The organism is Arhodomonas sp. KWT, assembly GCF_010993615.1.
Genome location: NZ_WNXE01000006.1, coordinates 31,960 through 54,722 on the forward strand (window position 1 = coordinate 31,960; position 22,763 = coordinate 54,722).

21 protein-coding genes and 1 pseudogene are annotated in these 22,763 nt (G+C 69.8%); 10 read left to right on the plus strand and 12 right to left on the minus strand.

What is annotated here, in order from left to right:
* A pseudogene (locus G7A99_RS02695) lies at positions 1–279 on the plus strand (malate synthase G); the annotation flags it as partial.
* 24 nt (positions 280–303) lie between these two features.
* Here G7A99_RS02695 and G7A99_RS02700 read toward each other — a convergent pair.
* Positions 304–729: an acyl-CoA thioesterase gene (locus G7A99_RS02700; RefSeq protein ID WP_018718958.1), complete on the minus strand. Its 426-nt coding sequence runs from the start codon at positions 727–729 to the stop codon at positions 304–306.
* 148 nt (positions 730–877) lie between these two features.
* Here G7A99_RS02700 and G7A99_RS02705 point away from each other — a divergent pair, with 148 nt between their 5' ends.
* From G7A99_RS02705 to G7A99_RS02725, 5 genes are all read left to right on the plus strand, one after another.
* Positions 878–1,897: a DctP family TRAP transporter solute-binding subunit gene (locus tag G7A99_RS02705; protein ID WP_163138790.1), complete on the plus strand. Its 1,020-nt coding sequence runs from the start codon at positions 878–880 to the stop codon at positions 1,895–1,897.
* Positions 1,898–2,002: 105 nt separating this feature from the next.
* A complete protein-coding gene (locus G7A99_RS02710) occupies positions 2,003–2,503 on the plus strand; it encodes a TRAP transporter small permease (RefSeq protein WP_018718956.1) in 501 nt (166 codons plus the stop codon).
* Entirely contained in the window at positions 2,503–3,804 is a 1,302-nt protein-coding gene (locus G7A99_RS02715; protein WP_205599701.1) for a TRAP transporter large permease, read from the plus strand. The genes G7A99_RS02710 and G7A99_RS02715 overlap by 1 nt, the downstream gene beginning before the upstream one ends.
* A complete protein-coding gene (locus tag G7A99_RS02720; protein ID WP_018718954.1) occupies positions 3,801–4,505 on the plus strand; it encodes an AzlC family ABC transporter permease in 705 nt (234 codons plus the stop codon). The genes G7A99_RS02715 and G7A99_RS02720 overlap by 4 nt, the downstream gene beginning before the upstream one ends.
* Complete coding sequence (locus tag G7A99_RS02725) at positions 4,502–4,837, plus strand: branched-chain amino acid transporter permease (protein WP_018718953.1); 336 nt, start codon at positions 4,502–4,504, stop codon at positions 4,835–4,837. Before G7A99_RS02720 ends, G7A99_RS02725 begins: the two co-directional genes overlap by 4 nt.
* Here the strand turns inward: G7A99_RS02725 and G7A99_RS02730 are convergent.
* On the minus strand, positions 4,812–6,185 hold the full coding sequence (locus G7A99_RS02730; protein WP_163138791.1) for an MATE family efflux transporter: 1,374 nt from the start codon (positions 6,183–6,185) through the stop codon (positions 4,812–4,814). The two genes, G7A99_RS02725 and G7A99_RS02730, sit on opposite strands and share 26 nt — an antisense overlap.
* Positions 6,186–6,254: 69 nt before the next feature.
* On the opposite strand from G7A99_RS02730, the gene G7A99_RS02735 reads away from it, so the two are divergent.
* Entirely contained in the window at positions 6,255–6,920 is a 666-nt protein-coding gene (locus G7A99_RS02735; protein WP_018718951.1) for a 7-cyano-7-deazaguanine/7-aminomethyl-7-deazaguanine transporter, read from the plus strand.
* A 22-nt stretch (positions 6,921–6,942) separates the two neighbouring features.
* Here G7A99_RS02735 and G7A99_RS02740 read toward each other — a convergent pair whose 3' ends face one another.
* Complete coding sequence (locus G7A99_RS02740) at positions 6,943–7,332, minus strand: GNAT family N-acetyltransferase (RefSeq protein WP_156831245.1); 390 nt, start codon at positions 7,330–7,332, stop codon at positions 6,943–6,945.
* A gap of 153 nt (positions 7,333–7,485) precedes the next feature.
* Here G7A99_RS02740 and G7A99_RS02745 point away from each other — a divergent pair, with 153 nt between their 5' ends.
* Positions 7,486–8,040 (plus strand): hemerythrin domain-containing protein, encoded by a 555-nt coding sequence (locus G7A99_RS02745; RefSeq protein ID WP_163138792.1) that lies wholly within the window; start codon positions 7,486–7,488, stop codon positions 8,038–8,040.
* Positions 8,041–8,076: 36 nt separating this feature from the next.
* Here G7A99_RS02745 and fabB read toward each other — a convergent pair whose 3' ends face one another.
* Entirely contained in the window at positions 8,077–9,291 is a 1,215-nt protein-coding gene (fabB, locus tag G7A99_RS02750) for a beta-ketoacyl-ACP synthase I (RefSeq protein WP_018718948.1), read from the minus strand.
* 30 nt (positions 9,292–9,321) lie between these two features.
* On the minus strand, positions 9,322–9,840 hold the full coding sequence (gene fabA, locus G7A99_RS02755; RefSeq protein ID WP_018718947.1) for a bifunctional 3-hydroxydecanoyl-ACP dehydratase/trans-2-decenoyl-ACP isomerase: 519 nt from the start codon (positions 9,838–9,840) through the stop codon (positions 9,322–9,324).
* Positions 9,841–10,180: 340 nt separating this feature from the next.
* On the opposite strand from fabA, the gene trxA reads away from it, so the two are divergent.
* Positions 10,181–10,507: a thioredoxin TrxA gene (trxA, locus tag G7A99_RS02760; RefSeq protein ID WP_018718946.1), complete on the plus strand. Its 327-nt coding sequence runs from the start codon at positions 10,181–10,183 to the stop codon at positions 10,505–10,507.
* 179 nt (positions 10,508–10,686) lie between these two features.
* On the opposite strand, the gene dxs is transcribed toward trxA, so the two are convergent.
* Both dxs and G7A99_RS02770 read right to left on the minus strand, forming a co-directional pair.
* Positions 10,687–12,588: a 1-deoxy-D-xylulose-5-phosphate synthase gene (dxs, locus tag G7A99_RS02765; RefSeq protein WP_018718945.1), complete on the minus strand. Its 1,902-nt coding sequence runs from the start codon at positions 12,586–12,588 to the stop codon at positions 10,687–10,689.
* Positions 12,589–12,599: 11 nt separating this feature from the next.
* Positions 12,600–13,076, minus strand: a complete 477-nt coding sequence (locus tag G7A99_RS02770) for a YcgN family cysteine cluster protein (RefSeq protein ID WP_040409579.1) — start codon at positions 13,074–13,076, stop codon at positions 12,600–12,602.
* Positions 13,077–13,196: 120 nt separating this feature from the next.
* Here G7A99_RS02770 and G7A99_RS02775 point away from each other — a divergent pair, with 120 nt between their 5' ends.
* The gene (locus tag G7A99_RS02775) at positions 13,197–14,777 is read left to right on the plus strand and encodes a peptide chain release factor 3 (protein WP_018718943.1); all 1,581 of its coding nucleotides are present in this window, start codon (positions 13,197–13,199) and stop codon (positions 14,775–14,777) included.
* A gap of 23 nt (positions 14,778–14,800) precedes the next feature.
* Here the strand turns inward: G7A99_RS02775 and G7A99_RS02780 are convergent, their stop codons facing one another.
* The 5 genes from G7A99_RS02780 to G7A99_RS02800 form a co-directional block, all read right to left on the minus strand.
* Positions 14,801–15,463 (minus strand): nicotinamidase, encoded by a 663-nt coding sequence (locus G7A99_RS02780; RefSeq protein ID WP_163138793.1) that lies wholly within the window; start codon positions 15,461–15,463, stop codon positions 14,801–14,803.
* Between the two features lie 79 nt (positions 15,464–15,542).
* A complete protein-coding gene (locus G7A99_RS02785; RefSeq protein WP_018718941.1) occupies positions 15,543–17,441 on the minus strand; it encodes a propionyl-CoA synthetase in 1,899 nt (632 codons plus the stop codon).
* 274 nt (positions 17,442–17,715) lie between these two features.
* The gene (locus G7A99_RS02790; RefSeq protein WP_163138794.1) at positions 17,716–21,420 is read right to left on the minus strand and encodes a DUF1631 family protein; all 3,705 of its coding nucleotides are present in this window, start codon (positions 21,418–21,420) and stop codon (positions 17,716–17,718) included.
* A 65-nt stretch (positions 21,421–21,485) separates the two neighbouring features.
* Positions 21,486–21,932, minus strand: a complete 447-nt coding sequence (locus G7A99_RS02795) for an HPP family protein (RefSeq protein ID WP_163138795.1) — start codon at positions 21,930–21,932, stop codon at positions 21,486–21,488.
* A gap of 275 nt (positions 21,933–22,207) precedes the next feature.
* On the minus strand, positions 22,208–22,763 hold a 556-nt coding region (locus G7A99_RS02800; protein WP_240466073.1), incomplete at its 5' end, for an OmpA family protein.

Here is a 22,763-nt window from a genome sequence, read left to right on the forward strand (position 1 = left end):
GACCGGGCGACCCTGCGCATCTCCAGCCAGCACATGGCGAACTGGCTCTACCACGGCGTCGTCACCGAGGAGCAGGTGATGGCCACCATGAAGCGCATGGCCGAGGTGGTGGACCGCCAGAACGCGGGCGATCCCAACTACGAGCCCATGGCGCCGGGCTATGACGGGGTGGCGTTCAAGGCCGCCTGCGACCTGGTGTTCAAGGGTCGCGAGCAGCCCAACGGCTACACCGAGCCGGTACTCCACGCCCGCCGCCGCGAGCGCAAGGCCCGCGGCTGAGCCCCGGCCTGCCGCCGGTCCGGATCACTCCGGTGCCGGCGGCAGGCCGTCGCCCACCGGCTGCGGCAGCGGCCGGGGGCGGCGATCCTCGTCGATGGCAACGAAGGTGAAGGTGGCCTCGGTCACCTGCGTCGCCGATTCGGAGAAACGGTCCCGTCGCCACGCCTCCACGGCGATGGTCAGCGAGGTGCGCCCGGTGCGCAGCAGCTCCGCGTAGAGGCTGACCTCGTCACCCACGTGCACGGGGGCGATCAGGCTCATGGCATCCACCGCCGCGGTGGCGACACGGCCGCGCGCGGCGCGGGTCGCCACGCTGGAGGCAGCCAGGTCCATCTGCGACATCAGCCAGCCGCCGAATATGTCCCCGGAGGGGTTGGTGTCGGCGGGCATGGCGATGGTGCGGATCTGCGGCTCGCGTGCAGGCGGGCCGGGTCGTCGGGTATCGGGCATCTCGTCTCCTTGATTGCGGTTGGCCGTTGCGGCCGTGGATTGCATTTTCACGACGTGGTGGACATATTGGCACGGGCGCGGTCGGCAATGCCGGGGGACAATCCGGGGTGCCGCCCGTATCCACTATTGCATTTCATGGGGGGAGAGCATGCGTTTGAAAGCGCCGATCATCGTCGCCTGTCTGGCGGGCCTGTTGCTCGCCGGGGGCAGTGCGGGTGCCGCGGACTACAAGTCCGAGTATACCGTTTCGACCGTCCTGCCCACCCCGTTCCCCTGGGGCGAGGCCGCCGAGCGCTGGGTGAAGCTCGTCGAGGAGCGCAGTGACGGGCGTATCAATCTCAAGGTCTATCCGGGGGCGCAGCTCGTCTCGGGGAACCAGACCAAGGAGTTCGCGGCCCTGCGCAGCGGGCTGATCGACTTCGCGGTCGGTTCCACCATCAACTGGTCGCCCCAGGTCAGCGAGCTCAACGTCTTCTCCCTGCCGTTCCTGATGCCGGATTATGCCGCCATCGACGCGCTGACCCAGGGCGAGGTGGGGGAGCGCATCTTCGAGGCCATCGAGCGTCAGGGCGTCGTGCCATTGGCCTGGGGCGAGAACGGTTTCCGCGAGCTCACCAATTCCGTGCGGCCCGTGACCCATCCGGACGACCTGGAGGGGATGAAGATCCGCGTCGTGGGCTCGCCGCTGTTCCAGGACACCTTCGAGGCCCTGGGCGCGAACCCGACCCAGATGAGCTGGGCGGACGCCAAGCCGGCGCTGGCCACCGGCGCGGTCGACGGTCAGGAGAACCCGCTGTCGGTGATCCAGATCGCGAAGATGTGGGAGGTGGGCCAGGAGTATCTCACCCGCTGGCATTACATGGCGGATCCGTTGATCTTCGCCGCGAGCCGTGGCACCTGGGAGAGCCTGCCCGAGAAGGACCGCCGGATCATCCGCGAGGCGGCCATCGACGCCGGGCAGTGGGAGATCGAGCGTTCCCGGGCCAGCGTGGAGGAGCGTCTTGCCGCGCTGCGGGAGCAGGGTATCGAGGTCACCGAGCTGACCGACGCCCAGCGCGAGGCCTTCCGCAAGGCCACCGCCAGCGTCTACGAGACCTGGGCGCCGCGGATCGGCGAGGACCTCGTGGAGACCGCGAAGGAGGCCGTCGCCAACCGCGACGCCGAGTGAGCGGCCCGCGGGCCGCACGAAGCCGGGGGCCGGTGCCCCCGGGTGATCCAACCGGATGCCGGGCCGCCCGAGGGTGCCCCGGTGTCCGTCGTTCGGGGACCCGGAATGCCTGAGCCGGACAACGACCGTCGTGATCGTCCGCGCGTGCCGCTGGCCGTCGAGGAGGCGGCGGCCGCGGCGGCCATGGCGATCATCTGCCTCATCAGCCTCGCCAACGTGGTGGTTCGCTATGCCACGGACGCCTCCTTCGCCTTCACAGAGGAGGTCTCGGTGTTCCTGCTGGTGTTCATGGCCTTCTTCGGCTCGGCGGTGGCCTTCGCGCGCGACGAGCACATCCGCATCGGGTTCTTCCAGCAGCGCCTGCCCCGGCCGCTTCGCTGGGCGGCCACGGTGGCGACCTTCCTCGCGACCCTGACGGTGCTCGGGCTGATCATCTACTACGGCACCGGCTTCGCCTACGACGAGTGGCGCTGGCAGTCCTCGTCCCCGGGGCTCGGCGTGCCCAACTGGATCTACAGCGTCTGGCTGCCCCTGGGGGCGCTGGTCGTGCTGCTGCGGGTAGTGGGGCGCTTCCTGCGCCAGCTCCGCGGCGGGAGGCCGGACTGATGCTGCCGACGCCGGACGTCATGCTCTTCCTCGTGCTGGCGGCGCTGATCGTGATCGGCTCGCCCATCGCCATCGCGCTGGCGCTCGCCGGTGCGGTGGGGATCGTCATGGGACTGCCCGCGCAGATGCTCGGCACCCTTGGGACGAACACCTATAACGCCATCGCCAAGTACCCGCTGGTGGCGATCCCGCTGTTCGTGCTCACCGGCACCATCTTCGAGCGCGCCGGTGTCGCCGCCAACCTGGTGCGCTTCGCCCGCGCGCTGATCGGTCCGCGTCCCGGCGGGCTGGCGGTGGTGGCGACCCTGGTGTGCCTGATCATGGGCGGGATGTCGGGCTCCGGGCCGGCGGACGCCGCCGCGGTGGCGATGGTAATGGTGCCGAGCATGACCCGGGCCGGCTATCCGCGGGCCTTCAGTGCCACCGTGATCGCCGCCTCGGCGTCCACGGCGATCCTCATCCCGCCGTCCGTGGCGCTGATCCTGTATTCGATCCTGGTCCCCGGTGTGGACCTGCGGGCGCTGTTCGCCGCGGGCGTTTTCCCGGGCCTTCTGGCGGGGTTGGCGGTGGTGGTCCCGGCGATCTGGCTGGCGCGGCGTAACGGCTTCGAGCGGCGCGACGCCGAGGAGCGGCCGCCGCTGCGGGAGAGCTTCATCGGGGCGCTGCCGGCCCTGTTTGCCCCGGTGATCATCCTCGGGGGGCTGCGCAGCGGGCTGTTCACGCCGACGGAGGCCGCGGTGGTGGCGGTGGCGTACGGCGTGTTCATCGGCATGGTGGTCTACCGCAACCTGGACCTGCGGACCCTCTACCGGGCGCTGGTGGACTCCGCCGTGCTCTCGGCGGTGATCCTGCTGATCATCTCGCTGGCCGGGATCTTCGCCTGGGCGGGCAGCACGCTCGGGGCCTTCGACGACGTCGCGCACGCGATGCTATCCGTGTCGGACACGGGCTGGATCGTGCTCGCAATGGTGATGCTGCTGCTCCTCGTCGCGGGAATGGTGCTCGACGGGGTATCCATCTATCTCATCCTCATCCCCATGCTCATGCCGGTCATGCGCGCCTTCGACTGGAACGCCACCTGGTTCGGCATCCTCATGGCGATGACCATCGCGGTGGGGCAGTTCACGCCACCGGTGGCGGTGAACCTGATGGTGACCACCAAGGTCGCGGAGGTGCCCATGGAACGCACCCTGGGCTGGGCGGCCTGGATGGTGGCGGCGATGGTGATCGCACTGGCGCTGGTGATCGTCTTCCCGGGCGTCGCGCTGTGGCTGCCCGAGGCACTGGGCTACCGCGTATGAACGCGTTTGTCCGCATGAGCGAGCGCACACCGGGGCTGGCCGCGGCGGCGCGGGCGAGCCTGCCGGTGTTCTTCGGCTACGTGCCCCTGGGCATGGTCTTCGGTGTGCTCTTCGTCCAGCTCGGCTACGCCTGGTGGTATGCGACGCTGATGAGCATCGCGGTGTTCGCGGGCGCTGCGCAGTTCATGGCGGTGACGCTGCTTGCCGCGGGGGCCGGCGTCGGCGAGATCGCGGTGACTACGGTGGTGATCAACGCCCGCCACGCCTTCTACGGGCTGTCCCTCGGGCCGCGGCTGCCGCGTCGGGGCGTGACGCGCTGGTACCCGGTGTTCGCTCTGACCGACGAGACCTACTCCCTGCTCACGAGCATCCAGGCACCACCGGGGGCGGACCCGGCGCGATTCCGCGTGACTGTCGCCGCGCTGAACCAGTTCTGGTGGGTGCTCGGCACGAGCCTCGGGGCCTGGCTGGGCAGCGGGCTGGGCGGTGACGTCGCGGGCCTCGACTTCGCGCTCACCGCGCTGTTCGTGGTCCTGACCATCGAGCAGGCCATGACCGTGCGCGCCGTGCGGCCCTTCGTCATCGCCGCGGCCGCCGCCGCGGCCGGCTTCGTGTTCGGCGGACGGGACTACATGCTCATCGTCGCGCTGGCGTTCGTGACCGCGGTGCTGTTGGCCGATGGTTCCCGGGAGGCGGCATGAGTGGTGCGGACGGCTACCTACTGGCGGTGATCGCCGCGATGACGGTGGCGACGTTCTTCACCCGTGCGGCACCGTTCCTGGTGCTTGGGCGCTACATGGAGCATCCGCTGGTGCGCCACCTCGGGCGCTACCTGCCGCCGGCGGTGATGCTGCTGCTGGTGGTCTACGCGGTCCGCGACGTCGAGCCGCTCGCGCCGCCCTTCGGTCTCTACCATCTCGCCGCGATCGCGGTGACCGCGCTCTGCCACCTGCGCTGGCGCAACGCGCTGGTGAGCATCGCCGCGGGCACCGCGGTCTTCATGGTGCTCACCCGCCTCGCCCCCCTGGGGTGAGCGGGTCCGCCGGGAGCCAGCCGGCGCCGTAGTCCGCCCGGCGGAAGACCAGTCCGAGCCCGCCGGAGCGGGCGAGGGTGAACAGCAGGAAGGCGAACCACAGGCCGTGGTTGCCCCAGCCGCGGGTCAGCCACCACGCCGGAAGGTAGACCGCGATCACCGCCACCAGCATGGTGTCGCGCATCGCCCGGGCCCGGGTGGCGCCGATGAACAGCCCATCCAGGAGGTAGCTCCACACGGCGACCAGGGGCAGGGCGATGAGCCAGGGCAGGTAGTCGGCGGCGATAGCCCGCACCCGGGGGAGGTCGGTGAGCAGGGCGATGATCGCCTCACCCGCCATCGCGAAGGCGACGCTCGCCAGCACCGCACTCACCAGAGACCAGAGCGTGGCGGCGCGGACCACGGCGGCCAGCCGCCGGCGGCTGTCACGCCCGAGTGCCTCCCCGACCAGCGCCTCGGCGGCATGAGCGAAGCCATCCAGGGCGTAGGAAGTCAGCATCAGGAACTGCATGAGCACGGCATTGGCGGCGAGGATGTCGTCGCCGAACCGTGCCCCCTGGGCGTGGAAGAAGGCGATCGCAAAGAGCAGGCAGAGCGTGCGCACGAACAGCGCCGCGTTCACCCGCAGCAGCCGCAGATAACGTGCAGGCTCGGCGAGCCGTGCCGGTAGCAGTCGTCCGCCGAGGCGGCGCAGGTGCGCCGCGGCGAGGGCCAGTGCGGTCGCCAGGGCAAGGTAGTCGGCGATGACGCTGGCGAGGGCGACGCCGGCGACCGTCCAGCCGAGGCCGACGACCAGCCAGAGGTCCAGCACGATGTTGATCACGTTATTGACCAGCATCAGCACCAGGGTCACCCGGGTGCGTGCCAGCCCGAGGAACCAGCCGATGAGCACGTAGTTGGCGAGTACCGCGGGGGCACTGGCGATGCGCCAGGTGGCGTAGGTATTGGCCAGCCCGGTTACCGCCGGGCTGGCGTCGAAGAGGCTCAGCGCGGCGGGGACGACCCACGGAGCCAGGGCGATCAGGGCGGCGCCGATGGCAGCGGCGATGACCAGGCCCTGGGCGAGCAGCTCGCGTAGGGCGTCGGCGTCGTTGCGCCCGTGGGCCTGGGCGACGAAGCCGGTGGTGCCCATGCGCAGGAAGCCGAAGCCCCAGTAGAGGAAGCTGAACAGGGTCGCACCGAGGGTGACCGCGCCGAGGTAGTCGCTGTCCGGCAGATGGCCCATCACCGCCGTGTCCACCAGCCCCAGCAGCGGCACGGTGACGTTGGACAGGATCAGCGGCCAGGCGAGGGCGACCACCCGGGAGGATGCCTTTCGATTCAGCGTTTTTGCCTTTGTGCCCTGCATTCGCTATGTTCTCCGGGCGCCGGGACGCAGGCGCCGAGATCCGACACATACCGGAGGTAGACCGCCCCCATGCTTTCCCTCACCCCGGCCCAGCTGCGCCGTGCCCTGGCGGTGCTGGTGACCGCTCACATCCTGATCATCGCCGCCAGCAATTACCTGGTGCAGCTCCCGATCCAGGTCTGGGGTGTCCATACGACGTGGGGTGCATTCTCCTTCCCGTTCATATTCCTGGTCACGGACCTGACGGTGCGGGTGTTCGGCAAGGGGCCCGCGCGGCGGATCATCTTCATGGCAATGCTGCCGGCGCTGCTGGTGTCCTATGTCTTCGGCGCCGCCTTCCAGCAGGGGCAGTTCCAGGGCCTGGCAGGGCTCGTCGGGCTGAACGTGTTCGTCGCCCGTATCGCCATGGCGAGCTTCATGTCCTACGTGCTCGGCCAGATCCTCGACATACATGTCTTCGACCGCCTGCGCCAGCGCCGTTTCGCCTGGTGGGTGGCGCCGGCCTCGTCCACGGTGCTGGGCAACCTCGCCGACACGGTGGCGTTCTTTTCACTGGCGTTCTATGCCAGTCCGGACCCGTTCATGGCGGCGCACTGGACGGAGATCGCCGCCGTGGACTACACCACCAAGCTGGTGGTGAGCCTGGCGTTCTTCGTGCCGCTGTACGGGGTGGTACTGGCCGGGCTGCAGCGCTGGGTGCTCGGGCGCGAGGCGAGGGTGCGCGTCGCCGGCTGAGCGCCGGCGACACGGATCGGAATCACGGCCGTGCCGGGTACCAGACCAGGGGCTGGGCGGTGCGGCCGTGGTCGATCTCGAAATCGTGCCGGCGGTACCACTCCAGCAGGGCCTGCTGATCCAGTCCGGTATCGTCGTACGCCGTCGCCTGCCCGAGCAGGGTGACGTTGTAGCGCTCGCAGATCCCCTTGAGCAGCTCCAGCAGCCGGGTTGCCTCGCCTTCGCCGCGGTGGCCGGGATCGGTCTCGATGCGGCAGAGCACGAGGTAGTCGGATTCGGTGTCCACCGCGCCGATCGCATGCCCGATGCGGCGGTGGCGCAACCCCGTGTTGTCCTGCCCGATCGGCTCCGCCTCTTCCGTGGCGTCGAGCCAGGCCTCGAAGGCCGCGTTGATGTCTGCTACCGGCGCCATGCTGTGCATCATCCCCTGTGAACCCCGGACCGTTGTTGTTGCGCGGGGCGAAACGTACCACCCCGGCGACTGGAAGGCGAGCGGTGTCCGCGCGCCGTCGACGGGCGCGAATGGTACCATCGCCGTACAAGCCCTGCAGGGAAGGTGGCCAAGGTGAGGAATACCCCGCGGAACAGCGATCCCGTCCGCTGGCTGAGTGGTGATCATGCCGTATTCGAGGAGCTGCTGTGGCTCCACCAGGAGGCGCTTCTGGAGCGCCGCTGCGCTGTTGCGGTGGAGATATGGGATGCCTGGTTCGAGCGTCTGCGCGCGCATGCGCGGGCCGAGGAGGCGTGGCTGCTGCCGTGTCTCGAGAGCGCGGACTGGGAGACGCCGTGGCCCGCGCGGGTCTATCGGGCGGAGCACGCGCGGCTCCAGCAGCTCGCCGGCGCGCATCGTGCCGCCGTGGCGGAGCATGCCGCCGGCAACGGACCGGGGCGGCGTGAGGCACTCGGGCTGATCGCGGCGGCGCGGCGGGTGGCGGACATGAGCGCGCACCACGAGCAGCGCGAGGAGGAGGGTCTGTTCCCACTGCTGGAGGCCAACCTGCCGGCGAAGGCGTTACAGGCGCTGGGCGAGTCGGTGGCGGCGGAGCTGTCGGCGGCGCCGCTGCCGGCGGTGGCGGCGTTGCGCGGGCGGCTGGACTCGGCGGTCGCCGCCTCCGCCTGACGGCGCCCGTGGGGCGCCGCCGGCGGATGCGGCGCGTCAGTCCTCGTAGCGGCGGAATACCAGGGTGGCGTTGGTTCCGCCGAAGCCGAAGCTGTTGGACATCACCGTGTTGAGCGGCTGCTCGCGGTACTCCGAGACGATGGGCATGCCCTCGGCGTCCGGGTCCAGGTTCTCGATGTTGGCGGAGGCGGAGACGAACCCCTCCTTGAGCATCAGCAGCGAGTAGATCGCCTCCTGCACTCCCGCCGCACCGAGCGAGTGGCCGGTAAGCGACTTCGTCGAGCTCACTGCCGGCATCGACTCGCCGAAGACCTCGTGGATCGCCTGCAGCTCGGTGATATCCCCTGCCGGGGTGCTGGTGCCGTGGGCGTTGACGTAGTCCACCGGGCCTTCGGTGTGAGTGAGGGCCTCGCGCATGCAGCGCACCGCGCCCTCGCCGGAGGGTGCGACCATGTCGTAGCCGTCCGACGTCGCGCCATAGCCGACGAGCTCGGCGTAGATCGGCGCGCCGCGCTCCAGGGCGTGATCGAGGGCCTCGACCACCACCATGCCTGCGCCGCCGGCGATCACGAAGCCGTCACGATCCGCGTCGTAGGGGCGGGACGCCCGCTCGGGGGTGTCGTTGTACTTCGAGGACAGGGCGCCCATGGCGTCGAAGAGCATGGTCATCGACCAGTGCTCCTCCTCGCCGCCGCCGGCGAAGACGACGTCCTGGCGGCCGAGCTGAATCTGCTCCATGGCGGAACCGATGCAGTGGGCGCTGGTCGCGCAGGCCGAGGAGATGCTGTAGTTGACGCCACGGATGCCGAACGGCGTGGCCAGGCATGCGGAGACGGTGCTCGCCATGACCTTCGGCACGGCGAAGGCGCCGAGCTTGCGCACGCCACGCTCGCGCAGCGTGTCCGCGGCCTGGACGAGATTGGAGGTGGAACCGCCTCCCGAGCCCGCGATCAGACCGATGCGCGGATCGGAGATCTGCTCCGCGTCCAGGCCGGCGTCGCGCATGGCGTCCTCCATGGCGACATACGCATACCCCGCGGCGCCGCCCATGAAACGGCGCGGCTTGCGCGGGACGCGCTCGTCGAGGTCGATGTCGACCACGCCGGCGACCTGGCTGCGCAGACCGTACTCGGCATACGCGTCGCGGAAGCGGATGCCGCTGCGGCCCTCGCGCAGGGATCGGGTAACCGTTTCACGATCATTGCCGAGACAGGAGACGATGCCCAGTCCGGTGACGACGACTCGTCGCACGATACCTTCCTCGCTGTTTGCTCAACGCACCTACAGCGCGCTATCCGGGTCCATGAACAGGCCGACCTTGAGATCGGTGGCCCGGTAGATCTCCTCGCCGTCGGCGAGGACTCGGCCGTCCGCGATACCCATCGTCAGACGCCGCCGGATCAGGCGCTTGATGTCCAGTAAGTAGGTCACCTGCCGGTTACGGGGCAGGATCTGACCGGTGAATTTTACCTCGCCACAGCCGAGCGCGCGCCCCTTGCCCTGGCCGCCGGTCCAGCCCAGGTAGAAGCCGAGGAGCTGCCAGAGGGCGTCGAGCCCGAGGCAGCCCGGCATCACCGGGTCGCCGGGGAAGTGGCAGTGGAAGAACCACAGGTCCGGATGGACGTCGAGCTCGGCCTGGACCTCGCCCTTGCCGTACGCCCCGCCTTCGGAGGATATCCTGCTGATGCGGTCGAACATGAGCATGTTCGGCACCGGCAGCTGCGGGTTGCCCGGACCGAAGAGCTTGCCGTGGCCGCACTCGAGCAGCTCCTCGTAGCTGTAACTGGGTTGTCCTGTCATGCGTCTCCCAACCGTATCCACTGGGGGAACCGGATCGCGCCGCGGGCGGTCCGGCCGATGGCCCTGGCAGGTCCCTGCCCGGTGTTGCGGCGGTGCCGCCTTGACGGGGGTGGTTGCCGGCGTCTAGAAAGAGGTCTAGTAATTTCGCGCTAACCCTACTGTGAGACCCGCGGCGAGGCAAGACACGATCGCGCCGTGATGACGTCGGCACATCCCTGGCCGGCGATTATCCGGTAGAATGATTGATCCTGGCTATCGACTTCCGCGCCCGCGTCGATTATACAAGCCACCACAGGCGCGTTATCCTTCGCGCGTTTTTTCAGTTCCCCTGGAGGCATTGATGAGCGAAAACATCGTCAGCATCACCGACGGCAACTTCGAGGACGAGGTTCTCAAGGCCGATGGCCCGGTCCTGGTGGACTTCTGGGCCGAGTGGTGCGGCCCCTGCAAGATGATCGCCCCCGTGCTCGAGCAGGTCGCCGAGGAGTATGCGGGCAAGCTCAAGGTCTGCAAGCTCAACATCGACGACAATCCGGAGACCGCGCCCAAGTACGGCGTGCGTGGCATCCCCACGCTGATGGTCTTCCGCAGCGGCGATGTCGCGGATACCAAGGTCGGCGCCCTGAGCAAGGCGCAGCTGACCCAGTTCGTTGACGCCAACGTCTAGAGACAGCCCGTCGCACCAAACCGCGTCAGGGCAGAGGGAGTGTCGGCGCCGGGGCCCCGTCCCGGCCTGTATGTGATGACGTCCCCGGCCCGACGGGCCGGCTCCCGGTAACCTGACGGTCTGGTTAGACCCCGCCTCCACCGGGTCTGCGGGTGCCGCCCGGCACCCGCAGACCGGGCTCATCCCCGGCCACGACCCGTGTCCGTGGCCGCCGCCTTCTCCGACCCCAGCCATTCCCCGACCTGTGCGGCGATACCGTCCGCGTCCAGGCCCAGCCGCGAGAGCAGGGTGGCCGGGTCGCCGTGATCGGTGAATCGGTCCGGCAGGCCGATGTGGCGGCAGACGGCCGTCTCCCCGGCGGCGTCCAGCGCCTCGGCCACCGCGCTGCCGGCGCCGCCGGCGATCACGTTCTCCTCCACGGTCACCAGAAGCTCGTGCGTGGCGGCGGCCTTCAGCACCGCGTCTTCATCCACCGGCTTGACGAAACGCATGTTGATCACCGTGGCGTCCAGTCGCTCGGCGGCCGCCAGGGCAGGCGCGAGCATGCTGCCGAATGCGAGCAGGACGACGCGGTGGCCGTTCCGGCGCGGCTCTGCACGGCCGATGGGCAGGGCCTGCATCTCCGGGGAGACCGTGACCCCGGGGCCCGTTCCCCGGGGGTAGCGGACCGCCGCGGGACCGTCGTGCCGGTAGCCCGTGTAGAGCATCTGTCGGCACTCGTTCTCGTCCGCGGGGGCCATCACCACGAGGTTGGGGATGCAGCGCAGGTACGAGAGGTCGAAGCTGCCGTTATGGGTCGGTCCGTCCGCGCCCACCAGGCCGGCACGATCGAGGGCGAGGAGTACTGGCAGCTCCTGGAGGGCGATGTCGTGGATGAGCTGGTCGTAGCCGCGCTGCAGGAACGTCGAGTAGATCGCGAGCACCGGGCGCTCGCCCTCGCAGGCGAGGCCGGCGGCGAGGGTGACGCTGTGCTGCTCGGCGATCCCGACGTCCAGGTAGCGCCCGGGGAAGCGCCGGGCGAACTCCACCAGGCCGGAGCCCTCGCGCATGGCCGGGGTGATGCCCCAGACCCGGCTGTCGCGCTCGGCGATATCGCACAGCCACTCCCCGAATACCTGGGTATAGCTCGGCCGGCCGCCGCCACTGCCGCCGGTCAGCCCCTCGGCGGGATCGAACGCCTTCACGCCGTGGTAGGCGATGGGATCCTCCTCGGCCAGGGCGTAGCCCTTGCCCTTGCGGGTGACCACGTGCAGGAGCAGTGGTCCGGGCGTGGTGCGCAGACGGCGCAGCACCGGGAGCAGGGCCGAGAGGTCGTGGCCGTCCACCGGCCCGAAGTACTGGAAGCCGAGCTCCTCGAAGAAGGTCCCGGGCACGACCATGCCCTTGGCATGGGCCTCGGCGCGCCTGGCGAACTCGCGCATCGCCGGGGGCATGTGCTCGAGAACGCGCTTGCTCTCGCGACGGAGGTTGCCGTAGAGGCCGCCGGCGAGCAGCCGCGCGAAGGTACGCGAGAGCGCGCCGACGTTCTCGGAGATGGACATCTCGTTGTCGTTGAGTATCACGAGCATGTCCGGGCGGGCGTCGCCGGCGTGGTTCAGCGCCTCGAAGGCCTGGCCCGCGGTCATGCCGCCATCGCCGATCACCGCGCAGACCCGCCGGCCGTCGCCGCGGGCGCGGGCCGCGAGCGCCATGCCGATCGCCGCACTGAGTGAGGTGCTGGAGTGACCGACGCCGAAGGTATCGTAGGGGCTCTCGTCGCGCTTGGGAAAGCCGGCGAGGCCGTCGGTCTTGCGCACGGTGCCGATGCGCTCGCGCCGCCCGGTGAGGATCTTGTGGGGATAGCACTGGTGGCCGACGTCCCAGACGAGCCGGTCCTCCGGGGTCTGGTAGACGTAGTGCAGGGCGATGGTCAGCTCCACGACCCCGAGGCCGGCGGCGAGGTGGCCGCCGGAGCGGGCCACGCTGTGGAGCAGAAAGTCCCGCAGCTCGCGGGCGAGCGCGGGGAGCTCGCCGGCGGACAGGGCGCGCAGGGCCTCGGGGGAGTCGATGCCTTCGAGCAGGGGGTAGTCTCCGGGTGTCATGATGTCCCTGGTCAGTCCGTGTCGTCGTCGAGGTCCTCGACGATGAAGTCCTCGAGATCGTAGGGCGGCGCTACCGCCTGTTCGCCGACCACCCGGCCGCGCACGGACATGCCCGCGCGATGTACCGTCTCCGGGTCGCCGGAGACCAGTGGGTGCCACCACGCCAGCCCGCGACCCTCGGCCACACGGCGGTAGGCGCAGCTCTTCGGCAGCCAGCCGAAGCGCTCCACCCGCTCCGGGGTGAGGGTGATGCAGTCCGGCACGTGGCGGTGGCGATGCGCATAGTCGCTGCACAGCGCGGTGCGGGTGTCGAGCAGCCGGCAGGCCAGCTCGGTGAAGTGGTAGTCGCCGTCCTCGTCCTCGAGCTTGTGAACGCAGCACTTGCCGCAGCCGTCGCACAGGGCCTCCCACTCGGGCGCGGAGAGCTCGTCGAGGCGCTTGCGCTCCCAGAACGGGCGTTCGGCGGCGCCGGAAAAGCTGCCAGTCATGCGCGGGTCGTCCTCGTCGTCGGCGCGGTGTTTCCGGGGCTCGGTGCGGATCCGCCGGGTCATGTATAATCGCGGCGCTTTGACGATGCCACACTCCAACGCCCGAGCGCACGGAACCCCATGAGCGAGTTTCTCCAGGAGGTCGCCCGGCGGCGCACCTTCGCGATTATCTCACACCCGGACGCGGGTAAGACCACCGTCACCGAAAAGCTCCTTCTCTACGGCGGCGCGATCCAGATCGCCGGGACCGTGAAGGGGCGCAAGTCCGATCGCCATGCCACCTCCGACTGGATGGAGCTGGAGAAGCAGCGCGGTATCTCGGTGACCTCCTCGGTGATGCAGTTCCCGTACAAGGAGCGGATCGTCAACCTGCTCGATACCCCCGGGCACGAGGACTTCTCCGAGGACACCTACCGCACGCTTACCGCGGTGGACTCGGCGCTGATGGTCATCGATGCGGCCAAGGGCGTCGAGGAGCGCACGATCAAGCTCATGGACGTCTGCCGGTTGCGTAGCACGCCGATCATGACCTTCATGAACAAGCTCGATCGCGAGGGGCGCGACCCGATGTCGCTCATGGACGAGGTCGAGGAGGTGCTGCGTATCCGCTGCGCCCCGGTGACCTGGCCCATCGGCATGGGCAAGGGCTTCAAGGGCGTGTTCCACCTCCTCGATGACCGCGTGCACCTGTTCAGCGCCACCCACGAGGGGCGGATCAACGAGGGCGAGACCATCGAGGGCCTGGACAACCCGCGCCTCGACGAGGTGCTCGGCGACGACGCCGGGACCCTGCGCGAGGAGGTCGAGCTGATCCGCGAGGCCAGCAATCCCTTCGACGTCGAGGCCTACCGCCGCGGCGAGCTCACGCCGGTGTTCTTCGGCTCGGCGATCAACAACTTCGGCGTGCGCGAGCTCCTCGACCGCTTCGTTGAGGACGCCCCCTCGCCCCAGCCCCGGGAGACGGAAACCCGCGAGGTGGCCGCCGAGGAGGAGACGTTCTCCGGGTTCGTGTTCAAGATCCAGGCCAACATGGACCCGAACCACCGTGACCGCATCGCCTTCCTGCGGGTGTGCTCCGGGGTCTACGAGAAGGGTGCCAAGGTCCATCACGTGCGCATCGGCAAGGACGTGAAGATCGCCAACGCCATCACCTTCATGGCCTCGGACCGGGACAACATCGCCAATGCCTATCCCGGCGACATCATCGGGCTGCACAACCATGGCACCATCCAGATCGGCGATACCTTCACCGCCGGCGAGAAGCTCAAGTTCACCGGCATCCCGAACTTCGCCCCGGAGCTCTTCCGCCGGGCGGTTCTGCGCGACCCCATGCGCATGAAGGCGCTGCAGAAGGGACTGGTCGAGCTCTGCGAGGAGGGGGCCTCGCAGCTGTTCCGGCCGCTGCAGGGCAACGACCTGATCGTCGGCGCCGTGGGCGTGCTCCAGTTCGACGTGGTCGCCTTCCGGCTGAAGAACGAGTACGGCGTGGAGTGCAGCTTCGAGCCGGTGAACGTGGCGACCGCCCGCTGGGTGGACAGCGACGATTCGAAGCGCCTGGAGGAGTTCCGCGAGCGCAATGTCGCGAACCTCGCCGAGGACGTCGCCGGCAACCTCACTTATATCGCCCCTTCCCGGGTGAACCTTCAGCTCACCGAGGAACGCTGGCCGGAGATCGGCTTTCACGCCACGCGGGAGCACTGAGTGCCCCCGCGGTGTCGGGGGCGTCAGTTGAGGGCGCTGCTGTCGGTCACGTTCACGCCGGCGTCGGCCAGGGCCTGGCGTACGCCGTCGTCGTTGGCCGGGTCCACCGGCCGGGTGAGATCCCACAGCAGGTAGGTGTTGAAGCCCAAGGCCACGGCATCCTCCGCGGTCCATTTCACGCAGAAGTCCCGGGCCAGCCCGCAGACGAACACGTCCGTGACCCCGCGCTCGCGCAGGTAACCGGCCAGCCCCGTGGGCGGGCGCTCGCCCTGGGCGTCGACGTTGTTGCGGAAGCCGCTGTAGCTGTCCACCGCCGGGTCCTCGCCCTTGCGGACGATCACCGACGCGCGCTCCCAGGGCAGGCCGTCGTGGAGCGCCGCGCCCGCGGTGCCCTGTACGCAGTGGTCCGGCCAGAGGACCTGCTCGTGGCCGTAGAGCTCGATGATGTCGAAGGGCTGACGGCCCTCGTGGCTGCTGGCGAAGGAGATATGCCCCGCGGGATGCCAGTCCTGGGTGGCCGCGATCTGGCCGAAGTCGCTGTCGCGCATGATTGTGGCGACACCGTCCAGGATCTCCGAGCCACCCTTGGTGGCGAGGGCGCCGCCCTCCATGAAGTCCGGCTGCATGTCGACCACGATCAGGGCGGAACGCTCCCGGTCGACCCGGACAGGCTGTTGTGCTGCCATGCTCACCTCCGGTTCTCTACCGGAGATGGATGGAGGCGCCGCGCCGGGGAGACAACCCCGCACGGCGCCGTCGCGGCACTCAGGAGAAGCGTCCGACCCCGGCGTCCTCGAGGGTGTCGCGGATCTCGTCCATGATCGCCGGGTCGTCGATGGTGGAGGGCACGGGGACGTCGTCCTCCTGGGCAAGGCTGCGGATGGTCTTGCGCAGGATCTTGCCTGAACGGGTCTTGGGCAGTCGCGGGACGACCATCACCCGGCGCAGGGCGGCCACGGCGCCGATCTCCTCGCGCACCCGGGCGACCAGGGCGGCCTCGACCGCCTCCGGGGTCATGTCGACGCCGTCCTTGAGCACCACGAAGCCCACCGGCACCTGTCCCTTGAGCTCGTCGGGCAGGCCCACCACGGCACACTCAGCGACCGCCTCGTAGCCGCCGATGACCTCCTCCATGGCGCCGGTGGAGAGGCGGTGACCGGAGACGTTGATGACGTCGTCGGTGCGGCCCATCACGAACAGGTAGCCGTCCTCGTCGAGATAGCCACCGTCACCGGAGAGGTAATGGCCGTGGAAGGTGCTCAGGTAGCTGCGCTCGAAGCGCTCGTCGTCATTCCACAACGTCGGCAGCGTCCCCGGGGGCAGCGGCAGCTGCACGACGATGTTGCCGATCTGCCCGGCGGCGGCGGGTTCGCCGTCGTCGTCGAGGACGCGCACGCGGTAGCCGGGGGCGGGCACGGTGGCGGAGCCCGGCTTGATTGGCAGCCGCTCGACGCCGATGGGGTTGGCCGCGATGGCCCAGCCGGTCTCGGTCTGCCACCAGTGGTCGATGATCGGGCAATCCAGGTGCTCGTCGAGCCATTCGTAGGTGGGTGGGTCCAGGCGCTCGCCGGCCACGAACACGTTGGCGAGTCCGGAGAGGTCGTAGCGCTGCTTGTGCCTGGCCTCCGGGTCCTCCTTCTTGATCGCGCGGAAGGCGGTGGGGGCCGTGAAGAAGGTCTTTACGCCGTGCTCGGCGATCACCCGCCAGAACGCCCCGGCGTCGGGGGTGCGCACCGGCTTGCCCTCGTAGACGATGGTCGTGCAGCCGCGGATCAGCGGGGCGTAGACGATATAGGAGTGGCCCACGACCCAGCCCACGTCGGAGGCCGCCCAGTAGACCTCGCCGGGATGGGTGTCGTAGACGACGTCCATGCTGTAGTTCATGGCCACGGCATGGCCGCCGTTGTCCCTCACCACCCCCTTGGGTTTACCGGTGGTGCCGGAGGTGTAGAGGATGTAGAGCGGGTCGGTGGCGGCCACGGATACCGGATCGACGGGGGAGGCGCTTTCCATGAGCTCGAACCAGTCGTGGTCGCGCCCGGGCTCCAGCGCCGCCTCCGCCTGCTCCCGCGGCACGATCACGGTGTGTGCCGGCGGGTGGGCGGCGATCTCCAGTGCCCGGTCGACCAGGGGCTTGTAGGGGATGACCCGGTCGAACTCGATGCCGCAGCCCGCTGATACCACCACCTTGGGCCGGGCGTCGTCGATGCGCACCGCCAGCTCGTGGGGGGAGAAGCCGCCGAAGACGACCGAGTGGATCGCGCCGAGCCGCGCGCAGGCGAGCATGGCGATGAGGGTCTCCGGGATCATCGGCATGTAGATCACGACCCGGTCGCCGTGCTCCACGCCGAGCCCCCGCAGGGCGCCGGCGAAGCGGGCGACCTGATCCTGGAGCTCGGTGAAGCTGATGTGCCGCTGGGTGCCGGTGGCCGGCGAGTCGTGGATGATCGCGGTCTGCTCGCCGGCACCGCGCTGGACGTGGCGATCCACGGCGAGGTGGCAGGTATTCAGGCGGCCGTCCGGGAACCAGCGGTAGTGGCCGCGCTCGTCGCGGCCGAGGATGGTCTGCGGGAATTCATACCAGTCGATCTCGCGGGCGCGCTCTCGCCAGAAGCCTTCCGGGTCGTCGACGGACTGACGATAGACGTCCTGATAGCGTCTCATGATGCTCTCCTCCCTGCCTTGTGCTGGCCGGTTGTGCTGTCTCTTCCCGGTAGCGCCCGCGCGCACCCCGCCGGGGGCAATGCCGCCTCCGGTGAGGGGTTTGTTATTGCAGCATAGATGGCCGCGACGGGGGATTGAATAAGTCAATTCACGTCCCGCGCCAGCATTGCCGCGCGGTCCGGGGCGTCATCCGGCGGCGTGTCCGGGCGCACGTCCGTGTGCCGTTCCGGCCGTCGTCAAGGGCGTGTCAGGGCGGCGTCGGTGAGCCGCCGTGTCAGCGCAGCGGCTGTGGCCGCTCGATGGCGTAGCCCTGGAGATAGTCCGCGTCGATCTCGCGGAGCCGGTCGAAGAGGTCGATGCGCTCGACGCCCGCGGCGATGATCCGGCGCCCGAGGAGGTGGGCCATCTCGGTGACGGTCTGGGTCATCGCCTGATCGGCGCGGTCGAGATCGATGCGCTCGATCACCTGGGGGTCGAGCTTTAACAGGTCCACCGGGAGCAGCCGCATGAAATCGTAGCCGGCGAGGGTGGTGCCGAAGGCGTCGATGCACAGCTCCACGCCAAGGCCGTGGGCACGGTCGAGGAAACGCACCACGCGTTCGAGCTGGCCGGCCGCGGTGGCCTCGCTGATCTCGAGGCAGACCCGGGCGTTGCCGTCGCGTTCCCGCCCGGCGGAGAGGCGGGAGAGGGTATCGAGGACGGTGTCGTCATCCACGCTTGCCGCGGCGATGTTCACGTGGACCACCGTATCGCGTCCATCCCGCGCCGCCAGGCGCCGGGCAAGGGCCATGCCGTGACGGATCATTGTGCTGTCGAGCTGGGGCATGCGCCCGCGCTGGCGGGCGACACCGAGGAACTCCCCGGGCAGCAGCCGCTGTTCGCCGCCACGGTCGTAGAGGGCGGGGAACAGCTCGTAGCGCTGCTCGCGCTGACGCTCGCCGTCCCGTGGCTGGATGCGCTGGGCGCGCAGGGAGAGCGAGTCGGCCTGGATGGCGTCGTCGATGAGCCGGCAGAGATAGTCCTGGTCCACCGGGGACTCGTGGCTCGGTGCGGGCACGAGTGCGCTGGCCTCGTTGTCCCGGGCGCGGGCGCACGCCTCGCCGAGGCGCTCGAGGAGCCGGTCCGGGATGCTGTTGTCAGTGTCGAAGACGGTGACCACGGCGGCGACGCGCCAGGGGGTGTCGGCCAGCTCGCCGCGGATGCGTCCGGGCAGCGCACTGACGCTGCGGCGCAGGCGCTCGGTGAGCAGCTCCGCGGCCTCGGTGTCGGCGACGTCGATCACCGCGGCGAACTCGTCGCCGCTGACCCGGGCGACGATGCCGTGGGCGCCGGCGGCACGGCGGATCAGGTGCGCGGCGCGCCGCAGCAGCCGGTCGCCGGTCACGCGCCCGGCGCGCTCGTTGATGGCATTGAGGTCGCGCAGCGCGATCTGCACCACCGCGTAGCGGCGGCCGGCGCCGTAGTGCGCGAGCTGCTCCAAGGCCCGCGCGAAGGTCTTGCGGTTGTAGGCTTCGGTGAGCGGGTCGCGTGTCGCCCGGCGGATCAGGGTGTCATGGGCCTGCACCAGCGTCTCGCGCCACTGGCGTTCGGTGAAGGGGGCCTCGTCGAGGTCGTCGACCACGCGGCAGCCGTCGCGCAGGGTGTTGGCGACCTCGTCCAGCCCCAGCTCCCGGGTGGTGTGTCCATCGCGCGCCAGGAAAACGAACCGGCGGCGGTGCGTGTCCATCCAGCGCAGCTGGAGCGGCTCGCCCTCGCGCGCGGGGACCAGCCAGTCGCCGATGCCGAGCAGGCGCGCCCGTGCCTGCCACAGGCCCGGGCGTTCCGGGGGGCCGTGGGGACGCGGTGGTGCGTCGGTGTAGTCGATCGCCGGCTCCGGGGACTCGCCGCGGCACACGGCGAGCACCGCCGACTCGATGGCGTCCAGAGTGTCCGCCAGCCCCGGCGTGAGGCGCGAGAACTGGCGGAGCTGGAAGCGTGCGTACTCGACCACCCGCTCGGCATCGCGGATCGGGCCCGGTGCCTCGTCGTCGTGTCCCAGTCCGGCGAGCAGCCGGTCGATCACGGCCACGCAGCGCCGCCAGGTATCGTGCTCGCCACCGAAGCGCAGCCGCACGAGCACCAGCAGGTTCCGCCAGCCGTCCGTCATCAGCTGTGAGAGCAGCTGTGGTACGCGATGCCCGTCGATACGCTCCGCGAGGACAGCGTCGACGGCCTCACGGGCCTGCTCCAGCCGGTCCCGGCCTGCGAGCTGGCTGTCAATCCGCTCGATCTGCTGGGCGCGCTCGCGCAGTGGTTCCGCCGCTGCCTCGGCGACCCGTCGTGCGGCGTCGTCCACCATCGTCGCTTCGCCCCGTTCCAGTGCCGGGCGAACGAGCGCGTCCACGGTCTGGCGCAGGCCGAGGGCGTTGCGTTCCGGGAGGACGTTCATGGCCACCCCGGCGCGCTCCATGGCATCGATAAGCCGGTTGACCGGGCTGGTGCCGCCGGCGAGGAAGGCGCCACTGTCGATCTGTTCCTGACGGGCGGCGGCGGCGAGCTCGTCGGCCCAGTCACGGACGTAATCCGGGGTGGCGCGGTCGGCACGGATCTGGCGGAACCAGCGATCCACTGCGGCGAGGTTCTGGCGCTGGTCCACCGAGGCCGGGCGCGTCGCGGCAGGAGTCGGTCCCGCGATGCCGGTGTCGCCGTCGGCCGGGGCGGCCGCGGGGCCGTGGTCGCCGGCACTATCAGAGGGGCCGGCCCCGCCGGTGTCGTTGGCCAGGGTCTCGAGCTCCCGGGCAACACTGGTGAGCGCGGCGGTGGTGACCCGCTCGCCGTCGTGGCCGCCACCCGCCGCGGCCGTCGGGTGCGGTTCCGTGACCTCCGTCGCGCGGCCGGTCGCCACCCCGTGGCCGGTAATGCGGGAGCGGCCGCGTTTGCCGGCGGAGCGGGCGTTGTCGTCGGACAGGGCCCGTCCGCCGCCGAGCATCCGGATCTCCGGACGCTCCTTCTCGGCGTCGGGCAGCAGCCCGGCCTCGCGGAACTCGGCGTTGATGCGCTCGTAGAAACGTGGCAGGGCGCTGAAGACCTTCTGGCCGAACACCTCGTAGATGGTATGGACGGCGATCGACGGTACGCGGTCGAGGCCCAGGGTCTCGCTGAGGGCGCGGGTCAGGCCCTCCGGCGAGACCGGGTTGGTCGAATCGTCCAGGGAGGCGTCCAGGGCGTAATTCAGGCGGCGATTGAGCGCGCGCAGCGCATTCCGGTTGCGTCGCTCGGCGTCGCCGACGAGCTCGGAGCGGCGCAGCCAGTCGTCGAATTCCTGCTCGTCGACCAGTGACAGCTCACCGGGTGTCGGGTCGTGCTCGGGCTCCTCGTCGATCTCGCCGCTGCCCTCGCTGAGGTGGTCGACACCGTCGAGGACATGACGCAGGAAGGTTGTGGGCAGTGTCTCGCGCTGGCGACGAACGATCTGGAAGGTCTTGAAGACGCTCGTCTGCTCCTGTGTCGTGGCCACGGTGCGCGAGCGGTTGAACAGCTCGTCCACCACGTCGGAGGCGAAGGTCGGGATGGTTTCGTTGCATAGCCATTCGGCGTGGCGCCGGCAGACCTCGTGGACCCAGCGGACCCGGGCGTTCGCGCCGCTGCGCGGTGCCGGCGATTCCGGCCGCGGCGGTGCGCCGGCGCCCGCGACGGACTGGAGGGTGCCGACCAGCTCCGGCTGGGGGCTCTCGAACGCCAGGCCGACCCCGGCCGGGGTGCTGCGGGCGATGCGCGCGGCGATTTCGCGGGTCTCGCCGGCGACGGGATCGTAGAAACACACGTGGCGGTGATCGTCGATCGTCAGCGACGCGGCTGCGCCCGAATCGTCGACGGCGGCGAATACGCCGCCGACGCAGACGTCCTGCAGGGTCACGGCGACCCGGTTCTGCCCCTGATCGACAATCTCCGCCGGCCACTGGACCGGGTGTCTCTGGTATGCCCGACGCTCACGGCTCATGGTTCTGCCTTGTCTGCCGCGTGAGTGGATGCCCCGCGCGTCCCCCTCGACGCGCCCGGCGCGGATCAGTTCATGCCGGCCGGCGTCTCGCCGCGCGCGGCGCGGTGGAGCGCGGCGAGGATGTCCTCGCGCGCGATGATGCCGACCAGCCGCTCCTCGTCGAGGACCGGGAAGGCCTTGTTGCGCATTTCCACCATGCGCTGGAGCACCCGTGTCAGGGGCAGCTCCGGCGGGACCCACAGCGGGTCCCGGGTCATGCCGTCCGCCACCGGACGGCACATGATTTCCTCGTAGGGCGGCATCATGTGCGCGGTGTCGAAACGGAAGGCGGCGAGCAGGTCGAGCTTGGTGATCACGCCGCAGAGCGTGCCACCGTCGTCGACCACAGGAATGCTGTTGAAGTCGTACTGCGCGAACAGGGCATCCAGTGCGGACAGCGGCTGGTCCGGGGCGATGGTGATTACGTCACGCACCATGACGTGATGCACCTTGTAATCGAGGAACGGATACATGGTGGCCACCTCCTGCTAGCCGTGTGCCGCTGCACCGGCCGTGCCGGTGCCCTGCCTGTGCGCCGGTGGGCGATCCCGGCCCGGGCGCGGGCGCACGCCGTGTTGCCCGCATCCGCGGGCGTAAGGGTCGTGCGCGGCCGCGCGCCGTCGCCGTGCGCCCGTGTCATGGGCCGGGCAGGCAGGCCGGTGTCTCCCTGGCCCGACAACATACCGCATCACACGGCGTTTTGCCCGGGATCGCACAAAAAACCGGACGTTCCCGTCCGGCGGTACGCCTACTGCGCGCGCAGCGGCGTCAGCTCCAGGGTCACGCGGCGGTTCTGCTGACGGCCCTGCTCGGTGTCGTTGCTGGCGATCGGGTAGTCCTCACCGTAGCCTCGGGCGATGATCCGCTGACTGTTGATGCCACGGTTACGGAGGTAGTCCGCCACGGTCTGTGCCCGCCGCTCCGAGAGGCGCTGGTTGTAGTCCGCCGGACCGGTGCTGTCGGTATGGCCGGCGACGTTGATCACGGTCTTCTCATATTCCTTGAGCACGAGCGAGACGGAGTCGAGGACGTCGAAGAACTGCGAGCGCAGGTCGGCACTGTCCGTGGCGAAGGTGACGTTGCCGGGCATGTTGAGGATGATGCGGTCCCCTTTGCGGGTGACGCTCACACCGGAGTTGCGCAGGCGCTGGCGCAGCTCCGCCTCCTGGCGGTCCATGTAGTTGCCGATTGCCGCCCCGGAGAGGCCGCCGATCCCGGCGCCGATGAGCGCGTGCTGCCGGCGCTCGGTGGCATCATCGCCGGTGGCCAGTCCCACCACGGCGCCGGCGACCGCCCCCACCAGC